Source organism: Streptomyces sp. NPDC001668 (assembly GCF_042893155.1).
In the GTDB taxonomy this organism is placed as follows: domain Bacteria; phylum Actinomycetota; class Actinomycetes; order Streptomycetales; family Streptomycetaceae; genus Streptomyces.
The window spans coordinates 403,884-414,620 of the sequence record NZ_JBIAUQ010000007.1 but is presented as its reverse complement, the minus strand read 5'-3'; the positions used below and the strand labels follow the sequence as shown (position 1 = coordinate 414,620).

7 protein-coding genes are annotated in these 10,737 nt (G+C 71.7%); 5 read left to right on the top strand and 2 right to left on the bottom strand.

Going from position 1 to position 10,737, the window contains the following annotated elements:
• The first annotated feature begins 66 nt into the window (after positions 1–66).
• Positions 67–1,254, top strand: coding sequence for an XdhC family protein (locus tag ACFYZ8_RS23745; protein ID WP_388537281.1), 1,188 nt, complete (start codon positions 67–69; stop codon positions 1,252–1,254).
• A gap of 111 nt (positions 1,255–1,365) precedes the next feature.
• Here ACFYZ8_RS23745 and katG read toward each other — a convergent pair whose 3' ends face one another.
• Together katG and ACFYZ8_RS23735 are read right to left on the bottom strand one after the other, a co-directional pair.
• Positions 1,366–3,582, bottom strand: a complete 2,217-nt coding sequence (gene katG, locus ACFYZ8_RS23740; protein ID WP_388537279.1) for a catalase/peroxidase HPI — start codon at positions 3,580–3,582, stop codon at positions 1,366–1,368.
• 24 nt (positions 3,583–3,606) lie between these two features.
• Positions 3,607–4,053, bottom strand: coding sequence for a Fur family transcriptional regulator (locus ACFYZ8_RS23735; protein ID WP_388537277.1), 447 nt, complete (start codon positions 4,051–4,053; stop codon positions 3,607–3,609).
• 158 nt (positions 4,054–4,211) lie between these two features.
• On the opposite strand from ACFYZ8_RS23735, the gene ACFYZ8_RS23730 reads away from it, so the two are divergent.
• The 4 genes from ACFYZ8_RS23730 (at position 4,212) to ACFYZ8_RS23715 (ending at position 10,627) form a co-directional block, all read left to right on the top strand.
• The gene (locus tag ACFYZ8_RS23730; RefSeq protein WP_388537275.1) at positions 4,212–8,525 is read left to right on the top strand and encodes a molybdopterin-dependent oxidoreductase; all 4,314 of its coding nucleotides are present in this window, start codon (positions 4,212–4,214) and stop codon (positions 8,523–8,525) included.
• Between the two features lie 48 nt (positions 8,526–8,573).
• Entirely contained in the window at positions 8,574–9,149 is a 576-nt protein-coding gene (locus ACFYZ8_RS23725; RefSeq protein ID WP_388537273.1) for a hypothetical protein, read from the top strand.
• A gap of 56 nt (positions 9,150–9,205) precedes the next feature.
• On the top strand, positions 9,206–9,907 hold the full coding sequence (locus ACFYZ8_RS23720) for a YcnI family protein (RefSeq protein WP_388537373.1): 702 nt from the start codon (positions 9,206–9,208) through the stop codon (positions 9,905–9,907).
• 66 nt (positions 9,908–9,973) lie between these two features.
• Positions 9,974–10,627 carry a hypothetical protein gene (locus ACFYZ8_RS23715; RefSeq protein WP_388537272.1) on the top strand — a complete coding sequence of 218 codons (654 nt, stop codon included), beginning with the start codon at positions 9,974–9,976 and terminating at the stop codon, positions 10,625–10,627.
• The last annotated feature ends 110 nt before the right edge of the window (positions 10,628–10,737 follow it).

The window sequence follows — 10,737 nt, the reverse complement described above, 5'->3', positions numbered from 1 at the left end:
GTTTTCCCCGGCGCCGTGGCGGCGGCCCGCTCACCTTCCGATCCGCTCCTGCCGTGGAGAACTGCCATGCTGAACATCGCGGACACACTGCACCGCTGGTGCCGCGAGGCACGCCCCTTCGCCCTGGCCACCGTCGTCGACGTGCACGGCAGCGCACCCCTGCCGGCCGGTACGTCGGTCGCGGTGGACGAGGACGGTACCGCGATCGGCAGCATCTCCGGCGGCTGCGTCGAGGGCACGGTCTACGAACTGTGCCGGCAGGTGCTCCGTGACCGGGGCGCTCCGCAGCGGGCCTGGTTCGGCTACTCCGACGACGACGCCTTCGCCGTGGGCCTGACCTGCGGCGGCGAACTCGACGTCTTCGTCCAGCACATCGATTCCGCGGCCCAGCCACACCTGGCCACGGCCCTCTCCGAGATCGCACAAGGGCGACCGGCCGCCGTGGCGCAGGTCGTGGACGGCCCGGAGCACCTCCTCGGCGCCACGCTGAGCGTGCTCGGCGGTGACCGTGCCACCCACGGGCGGGTGGACGACGGCCCGGCGGACCGGGTGATCGCAGGCCGGGCCAGGACCCTGCTGCGGACTGGCCGCACCGCCCGCGTCGACATCGGCGGGGAGGGGGACGGATGCGCCGCACGGCTGTCCGTCCTCGTCCACGTGCACGCGTCCCGGCCGCGCCTGCTGGTCTTCGGCGCCGTCGACTTCGCCGCCGCCCTCAGCCAGGCCGGCCGCTTCCTCGGCTACCACGTCACCGTGTGCGACGCCCGCCCCGTCTTCGCCACCCCCGCCCGCTTCCCCCACGCCGACGACGTGGTGGTCGACTGGCCCCACCGCTACCTGGAACACACCGAGGTGGACGAGCGCACCGCCGTATGCGTCCTCACCCACGACGCCAAGTTCGACATCCCCCTGCTGCGCCTGGCACTCGACCTGCCCGTCGCCTATGTGGGGGCCATGGGCTCACGGCGCACCCACGCCGAGCGGGTGCGCCTCCTGCGCGAAGAGGGCGTCGACGACGACCAGTTGGCGCGGCTGCGTTCCCCGATCGGCCTGGACCTCGGAGCCTCCACACCTGAGGAGACGGCCGTTTCCATCACCGCGGAGATCATCGCCCGGGCCAACCACGGCACGGGCCGGCCACTGACGCGGATGACCGGCCCGATCCACCGGCCCGCTGGAGTGGGCACGCGAGTACTGAAGGACTGGAGTCCTGTCGGGGTGGCGGCTGAGGCCGGTGACGATGCCGTGTCTTGAGCCGGGCGGATACGCGGTCCACGACGTGGATCGCTGCCTGGTTGAACTCGACGAGTGGTGGTGGGCACAGGGGCCGGTCCGCGCGGACCGGCCCCCGGCTCATTCAGACGCTCAGACCAGGTCGAAGCGGTCCAGGTTGGAGACCTTGACCCACGCGTCGACGAAGTCCTTGACGAACTTCTCCTTCGCGTCGTCGCTCGCGTAGACCTCGGCGAGCGCGCGCAGCTCGGAGTTGGAGCCGAAGACCAGGTCGGCACGGGTGCCGGTCCACTTCAGCTTGCCGGTCTCCGCGTCACGGCCCTCGAACGCCGTCTGGTCCTCGGAGGTGGACTTCCACGTCGTGCCCAGGTCGAGCAGGTTGACGAAGAAGTCGTTGCTCAGGACACCCGGACGGTCGGTGAAGACGCCGTGCGCCGTGCCGCCCTGGTTGGCGCCGAGGACGCGCAGACCGCCGACGAGGACGGTCATCTCCGGGGCGCTCAGGGTGAGCAGGTTGGCGCGGTCGAGCAGCAGGTACTCGGCGGGCAGGCGGTTGCCCTTGCCGAGGTAGTTGCGGAAGCCGTCCGCGACCGGCTCGAGCGCCGCGAAGGACTCGACGTCGGTGTGCTCCTCGGTGGCGTCCACACGGCCCGGCGTGAAGGGGACCTCCACGTCGTAGCCGGCGTCCTTGGCGGCCTGCTCGACCGCCGCGGCACCCGCGAGGACGATCAGGTCGGCCAGGGAGACCTTCTTGGCGCCGGTGTTGAACTCGGCCTGGACGCCCTCCAGGACACGCAGCACCTGGGCGAGCTGCTCGGGGTCGTTGACCTCCCAGCCGCGCTGCGGCTCCAGGCGGATGCGGGCGCCGTTGGCACCGCCGCGCTTGTCGCTGCCGCGGAAGGTGGACGCCGAGGCCCACGCGGTGGAGACCAGCTGCGAGACGGTGAGGCCGGTCTCCAGGACCTTGGCCTTCAGGGCCGCGATGTCGGCGGCGTCGATGAGCTCGCCCTCGGCCTGCGGCAGCGGGTCCTGCCACAGCAGCGTCTCCTCCGGGACCTCCGGGCCGAGGTACAGGGACTTCGGGCCCAGGTCACGGTGGGTCAGCTTGTACCAGGCGCGGGCGAAGGCGTCCGCGAACTGGTCCGGGTTCTCGTGGAAGCGCTTGGAGATCTCGCCGTAGATCGGGTCGAAGCGCAGCGAGAGGTCGGTGGTGAGCATCGTGGGACGGCGCTTCTTCGACGCGTCGTGGGCGTCCGGGATGATCTCCTCGGAGTCCTTGGCCACCCACTGGTTGGCGCCGGCGGGGCTCTGGGTGAGCTCCCACTCGTAGCCGAAGAGGATGTCGAAGAAGTCGTTGCTCCACTGGGTGGGCTTGGTGGTCCAGGTGACCTCGAGACCGGAGGTGATGGCGTCGCCGCCCTTGCCGGTGCCGTAGGTGGACTTCCAGCCCAGGCCCTGCTCCTCCATGGAGGCGGCCTCGGGGTCGTTGCCGACCGCGTCGGCCGGGCCGGCGCCGTGGGTCTTGCCGAAGGTGTGGCCACCGGCGATGAGGGCGACGGTCTCCTCGTCGTTCATCGCCATGCGGCGGAAGGTCTCACGGATGTCGCGGGCCGCGGCCAGCGGGTCCGGGTTGCCGTTGGGGCCCTCGGGGTTGACGTAGATGAGGCCCATCTGGACGGCGCCGAGCGGGTTCTCCAGCTCGCGGTCGCCGGTGTAGCGCTGGTCGTCGAGCCAGGTGGTCTCGGGACCCCAGTAGACGTCCTCGTCGGCCTCCCAGACGTCGGCGCGGCCGCCGGCGAAGCCGAAGGTCTCGAAGCCCATGGTCTCCAGGGCGACGTTACCGGTGAGGATCATGAGGTCGGCCCAGGAGATGGACTGGCCGTACTTCTTCTTGACCGGCCACAGCAGACGGCGGGCCTTGTCCAGGTTGCCGTTGTCCGGCCAGCTGTTCAGCGGCGCGAAGCGCTGCTGGCCACGGCCGCCACCGCCGCGGCCGTCGCTGATGCGGTAGGTGCCGGCGCTGTGCCAGGCCATCCGGACCATCAGGGGGCCGTAGTTGCCGAAGTCCGCGGGCCACCAGTCCTGCGAGGTGGTGAGCACCTCGGCGATGTCCCGCTTCACGGCGTCCAGGTCAAGGGCCTGGAAGGCCTCGGCGTAGTCGAAGTCCGCGCCGAGCGGGTTCGCCACGACCGGGTCCTTGGCGAGGATCTTCAGGTTCAGCCGCTCCGGCCACCACTGGCGGTTGCCACCGCCCTGGGTGGGGTGCGGGGCGCGCCCGTGCGCGACCGGGCAGCCACCGGTGCCCTCGGGCTTGGAGTCGGTGACGATGGCGTCGTGGTTCTCAGACATGTCAGTCCTTCCGAACTGGGTGGATCACGGTGCTGAAGTAAGCCTTTGGGGGGAACAGGCGGGGCACAGGCCCCAGTAGATGACCTCGGCCTCGTCGATCGAGAAGCCGCGGTCGTCGGAAGCCGTAAGGCAGGGCGCGTGACCGACGGCACAGTCGACGTCGACGACGGCCCCGCACGACCGGCAGACCAGGTGATGGTGGTTGTCCCCGACCCGTCCCTCGAACCGTGCCGGGCTGCCGGGCGGCTCGAGACGGCGCACGAGACCCGCCGCGGTGAGCGAGTGCAGGGCCTCGTAGACGGCCTGGAGGGATATGTGGCCGAGGCGGTCGCGCACTCCCGTGGCGATCGCGTCGGCCGCGAGGTGGTCACCGGCCCGGACGGTCTCGAGCAGTGCGACGCGCGCGGCCGTCACCCGCAGGCCGGCACCGCGCAGCTCAGCGGCGGTGTTCGGAAGCTGGGGGGCGGTCATGCGACCAACCTACCCCCACAAACACGAATGGTTCAAGAAATGGAACCGTTCCAAGTCTGTGTCGCGTCGGTTCGGGCCCCGCAGCCGCTCACAAGACTCGCCTGTGAGGTGTGCGGGCGGTGTAACTCCTGATGAACGGCTCGGGAGACATCTGCGTAATGGGTGTTTCGTACGGTCGGTGGAGATCGAACCGGCTGAGGTCTGGAGGAGTGCCCGTGGTGCGGACGGTCTGCTCGTACTGCGGTGTGGGCTGCGGCCTGGTCCTCGACATCGGCATGGGCCCGGACGGACGGCGTACGGTCCTGAAGGCGTCCGGCGACAAGGAGCACCCCGCGAACTTCGGCAAGCTCTGCACCAAGGGCGCGACCACCGCCGACCTGCTCGCCGCACCCGGACGGCTGACCACGGCCCTGGTACGGCCCGAGCGGGGCGAGGAGCCGGTGCCGGAAGCCGTCGGCACGGCGATCACCGAGACGGCCCGGCGGCTGCGGGAGATCATCGACGAGCACGGCCCCGACGCGGTCTCGCTCTATGTGTCCGGACAGATGAGCCTGGAGGCCCAGTACCTGGCGAACAAGCTCGCCAAGGGGTTCCTCCGCACCAACCAGATCGAGTCGAACTCCCGGCTCTGCATGGCCAGCGCCGGCACCGGCTACAAGCTGTCGCTCGGCGCGGACGGGCCGCCCGGCTCGTACCAGGACTTCGAGAAGGCCGACCTCTTCTTCGTCATCGGCTCCAACATGGCCGACTGCCATCCGATCCTGTTCCTCAGGATGATGGAGCGGGTGAAGTCGGCGGGCGCCAAGGTGATCGTCGTGGACCCGCGGCGCACCGCCACGGCCGCGAAGGCGGACCTGTTCCTCCAGATCAAGCCCGGCGCCGACCTCGCGCTGCTGAACGGCCTGCTGCACCTGCTGCACGCCGAGGGCCACACCGACCCCGACTTCATCGCCGCCCACACCGAGGGCTGGGAGGCGATGCCGCATTTCCTCGCCGACTACCCGCCCGCCGCGGTGGCCGAGATGACGGGCCTCGCCGAGGAGGACATCCGGGAGGCGGCGCGGCTGATCGGCGAGGCCGGTGAGTGGATGAGCCTGTGGACCATGGGGCTCAACCAGTCCACCCACGGCACCTGGAACACCAACGCCCTGGTCAACCTCCACCTCGCCACGGGCGCCATCTGCCGCCCCGGCAGCGGCCCCTTCTCCCTCACCGGCCAGCCCAACGCCATGGGCGGCCGCGAGATGGGCTACATGGGCCCCGGCCTGCCCGGCCAGCGCTCCGTCCTCGTCGACGAGGAGCGGGCCTTCATGGAGGAGCTCTGGGAGCTGCCCCCGGACACCCTGCGCGCCGACGGCGTCGGCAAGGGCACCGTGGAGATGTTCCAGAAGATGGCCGACGGCGAGATCAAGGCCTGCTGGATCATCTGCACCAACCCGGTCGCCTCCGTCGCGGGCCGCCGTACCGTCATCGAGGGCCTGGAGGCCGCCGAGTTCGTCGTCACCCAGGACGTCTTCGCGGACACCGAGACCAACGCGTACGCCGACGTCGTGCTCCCGGGCGCCCTGTGGACGGAGGGCGAGGGCGTCTTCGTCAACAGCGAGCGCAACCTCACGCTGACCCCGGCGGTGGCCGACCCGCCCGGCGAGGCGATGGCGGACTGGCGGATCATCGCGGCCGTCGCGTGCGCGATGGGGTACGAGAAGGGGTTCTCGTACGACAGCGCGGAGGAGGTCTTCGAGGAGATCAAGCGGGCCTGGAACCCGAAGACGGGATGGGACCTGCGCGGGGTCTCCTACGAGCGGCTGCGCGAGACGCCCGTGCAGTGGCCCGCGGCGACGGCGGACGGGCCCGACCGCAACCCGATCCGGTACGTGGGGGAGGACGGGTCGCTGAAGTTCCCCACGGCGAGCGGGCGTGGTGTCTTCCATGCCCGCCCGCACATCCCGCCGGCCGAGATGCCGGACGACGACTACCCCTTCGTCCTGAACACCGGGCGGCTCCAGCACCAGTGGCACACGCTGACCAAGACGGCGAAGGTGGCGAAGCTGAACAAGCTGAACCCCGGGCCCTTCGTGGAACTGCATCCCGAGGACGCGTCGGCGCTCGGCGTGGTCGACGGTGACTCCGTCGAGGTGGCCTCCCGGCGTGGCCGGGCCGTGCTGCCCGCCGTCGTGACGGACCGGGTGCGGCCGGGGTGCTGCTTCGCGCCCTTCCACTGGAACGACCTGTTCGGGGAGTACCTGAGCGTCAACGCGGTGACGAGCGACGCGGTGGATCCGCTGTCGTTCCAGCCGGAGTTCAAGGTGTGCGCGGTGTCGCTGACCAAGGTGCCCACGCCGGTGACCGTGCGGACTCCGGCGGCTGCGGCCGCCGTGGAGGCTGTGCCGGCCGTGCCGGAGGTCGCCGAGGTCGCGCCCGTGGCCTCCGTGGAGGCGGCCGCGTCGGTCTTCGGTCTCGACCCCGTCCCGCCGCCCGTCCTCACCGCTCAGGAACGGCAGTACCTGGTCGGGTTCCTCGCCGGGATTCCCGCCGGTGCGCCCGGGGTGCCGGTGCTGCCGCCCGACGCGCCCTTCAGCCCCGAACACGCTCTGTGGGTGAACGGCACACTCGCCGGGATGTACTCCCGGGCGACGAGCACACAGCCTTCGCTCACACAGCGCTCGCTCACACAGTCCTCGGTGAGCCTCCTGCGCCGCGAGGTCGTCATCCTGTGGGCCTCGCAGACCGGCAACGCCGAGGAGTTCGCCGCCGCCACCGCCGAGCGGCTCGCCACCGTCGGCCACAGCGCGTCCCTGGTCGGCATGGACCAGGCCGACCTGGGCGAACTCCCGCCCGGCGCCGACCTGTTGCTCATCACCAGCACGTTCGGCGACGGCGACGCCCCCGACAACGGCAGCGGCTTCTGGGAGACCCTGGCCGATCCCGCCACCCCTCGTCTGGAGGGCAGGCGGTACGCGGTGCTGGCCTTCGGCGACTCGTCGTACGACGACTTCTGCGGGCACGGCCGCCGTCTCGACCAGCGCCTCGACGAACTGGGCGCGCTGCGGCTGGCCCCGCGCACGGACTGCGAGCCGGACTTCGAGGACGCGGCGCACGGGTGGCTGGACCAGGTTCTGACGGCACTGTCCGACCAGCCGGGCTCCGGCGACGGCGCGGGGAATCAGGTGTCCGGGGTCGTCCAAGTGGCCCCCGCCGCAGCCCAGTCGGCGCCCATCGAGGCGTGGTCGGCGCCCGTCGGGGTCCAGCAGGCGCCGGCCCTGTTCCAGCCGGCACCCGCCCTCACTCCGTCGGGAGCCCCGGTCCGTCCCACCGCCCCTGCCGCCCCTACCGCCCTGGCCCGCCCCAAGAAGCCCGCCCCCGTCCTCGCCCGCCTCACCGGCAACCGCCTCCTGAGCCTGCCAGGTGCCGGCAAGGAGGTCCGCAGGTTCACCTTCGACACCAGGGACGGCGAGCGCCCGCTGCTGTACGAGGCGGGCGACGCCCTCGGTATCCGGCCGCTCAACTCGGCCGACCTGGTCGAGGAGTGGCTCGCGGTCACCGGTCTGGACGCCGGAGCCGTGGTGGACGTGAACGGCGTGGGCGAGGTACCGCTCGCAGAGGCGTTCCTGCGCCACCTCGACATCACCAGGATCACCCCGGGCCTGCTTCGGTTCGTCGCCGAACGCACCCGGGACCCAAGGGAGTTGAAGAAGCTCCTGCGCCCGGACAACAAGGACGAGCTCGCCAAGTGGGGCTGGGGCCGCCAGGCCGTGGACGTGATCACGGAGTACGCCGTGCAGGCCGCCCCGCAGGACTGGGTGCAGACGCTCGGACGTCTCCAGCCGCGCCTGTACTCCATATCGTCCAGTCCGCTGACCGACCCGCACCTGGTCTCGCTGACCGTCTCCGTCGTGCGCTACGAGAACCTGCACGGCAGGCCCCGCCAGGGCGTCTGCTCACCCTTCCTGGCCGACGCCCCCGCGGACACCCCGGTGCCCGTCCACGTCCAGCGCTCCCCGCACTTCCGCCCGCCGGCCGACTCCGCCACGCCCATGGTCATGGTCGGCCCCGGAACCGGTGTCGCGCCCTTCGTCGGCTTCCTGGAGCAGCGCCGGGCTCTCGGCCACCGGGGCCCGAACTGGCTGTTCTTCGGCGAACAGCACAGGGCGACCGACTTCTACTACGAGGAGGAGCTGACCGGCTTCCTCGCGGACGGCACCCTCGCCCGTCTGGACACCGCCTTCTCCCGCGACCAGCGCGCCAAGGTCTACGTCCAGGACCGGATGCGCGAGCACGGGCCGCTGCTGTGGTCCTGGCTCCAGGACGGCGCCCACTTCTACGTGTGCGGCGACGCCTCCCGCATGGCGAAGGACGTCGACCGGGCGCTCAGGGACATCGCCGTCCTCCACGGCGGCCTGGACGAGGCGGGCGCGGCGGCCTATGTGAAGCAACTCGCCACCGAGAAGCGCTATGTGCGTGACATCTACTGATGGAACCCATGGGCCGGGCCCCGGCCACACGTGGGAGTATCGGTCGCCATGAGGGCGTCCCCTGCGGTCCGGAGCCTGCGCGCGGCGGTGTTCGCCGCGCTCTGCGTGCTGCTGGCCACCGGGGGCCACACCCTGGCGACCGGCATGGCACCCCCGGTGTGGACGCAGGTGGCCGGGTTCGTGCCGGTGTTCGCGGCCGGGTGGCTGCTCGCCGGCCGGGAGCGGTCCCTCGGGGCCATCGGCGGGGCGACCCTCACCTCCCAGGGCGGACTGCACACGGTCTTCGGGGCGGCCCGTCCGCACACCGTGATGGTCATGCACGGCATGCGCATGACCCACACCCACGTCCACGCCCTCACCCCGCACGCCACCGCCGCCCACCTCTCGGCGGCCCTCCTGCTGACATGGTGGCTGCGGCGCGGCGAGGCGGCCCTGTGGTCCCTCCTGCGCCGGGCCGTCGCCCTCGTGCCCGGCCTCGCGGCCTGGTGGCAGGGGTACGGCGAACCGGTCGCCCCGGATCCCGTGCGCCCGCCCGTCGAGGGCCCGCGCACCCCCCGCCCCCTCCTGCTCCGCCACACGGTCCACCGGCGCGGACCGCCCACGACGATCCCGTACACGATCTGACCCCTTCACCCCTTTTCTGTCAGTACGGAGATCCCTCACCCATGTCCTCAGCACACATGTCTCTGCCCCGCACCTCCCTGCGCCGAGCCGGCCTCTGCACCGCCCTCGCCGCCACCGCGGTCCTCGCCGCTGCCGGTGTCGCCTCCGCGCATGTCACCGTGCACCCCGACAGCTACGCCAAGGGCGCCACCGACGGCGTCCTGAGCTTCCGGGTCCCGGACGAGAGCGACGCCGCGAGCACCACCGAGGTCCAGCTGTTCCTGCCCACCGACCACCCCCTGCTCGGCGTGCTCGTCTCCCCGCACGACGGCTGGACGGCCAAGGTCACCGACACCAGGCTCAAGACACCGGTCAAGACGGACGACGGCACGATCACCGACGCGGTCTCCGAGATCACCTGGACCGGCGGGAAGACCGGCCCCGGCCACTACGAGGACTTCGATGTCGCCTTCGGCCAACTGCCCGACGACACCGACCGGCTGACCTTCAAGACCCTCCAGACCTACTCCGACGGAAAGGTCGTCCGCTGGATCGAGGCGGCCTCCCAGGGGGACGAGGAGCCGGAGAACCCGGCGCCGGTCCTGAAGCTGACCTCGGCCGCCGGCACCTCGGCCGCCGTGGGGACGCCGGCGGCCACCTCCAAGGCCTCCGCGAGCGACTCCACCGCCCGCGGACTCGGCGTCGCGGGGCTGGTCGTGGGCGTGCTGGGCCTCGCGGCCGGCGCCTTCGGCGTCGTACGGAGCCGCCGTGCGCGGTGAGCGGGAACCTGCGGGTTTCCGTACCCACAGGTGACCTCCGGTGCCCGGATGGAAGGATGAGGAGCCATGACAGCTGGGTGGTGCGCCCGCACAGTACGGGCCGCGGTGTTCGCGGCCGTCTGTGTGCTGCTCGCCGCCCTGGGCCACGTCCTCATGTCGGGTACCCCCGTGCCGGGCTGGACACTGGCCGCGGGCCTGGTCGTGACCGGGTGCGCGGGCTGGTGTCTGGCCGGCCGTGAACGCGGGCTGCCGCTGATCGTGGCCGTCGTGGTCGCAGCCCAGACAGCCCTCCACTCGGCGTTCTCCCTCGCGCAATCCACTCCGGCAGCGCAGGACATGGGCGGAATGCACATGGGGCTCATGCACACGAGCGGCATGGACGCCATGGACCCCATGGACACGGCCCAGATGGGGAGTTCGTCGGGTGTCGACGCCCTCGCCTTCCTGCTGCCGTTCGGCATGTACGCCGCCCACCTGCTCGCCGCGCTCCTCACCGGCCTCTGGCTGGCGTACGGCGAGCGGGCGGCCTTCCGCATCCTGCGGGCCGTGGCCGGATGGCTGGTCGCCCCGCTGAGGCTGCTGCTGTCCGCCCTGCCCGCGACCCCGCACCGCCCGCGGGTGCGGGTGCGCCGCGCCCGCTCCGAGCGGGCGCCGCGGCTGGTCCTTCTCGTCCACGCGATCACCCATCGCGGTCCGCCTCTGGGGACGGCTGTCGCCTGACGACAGCCGTCGCCCCGAGGCCGCCCCTGTGCGCCTCGGGCCCGGTCGTACGCCCTCTGCGGTGCTGTACGGCCGACTTCCCTCACCGGACCGCCGTGCACCCCCTGTGT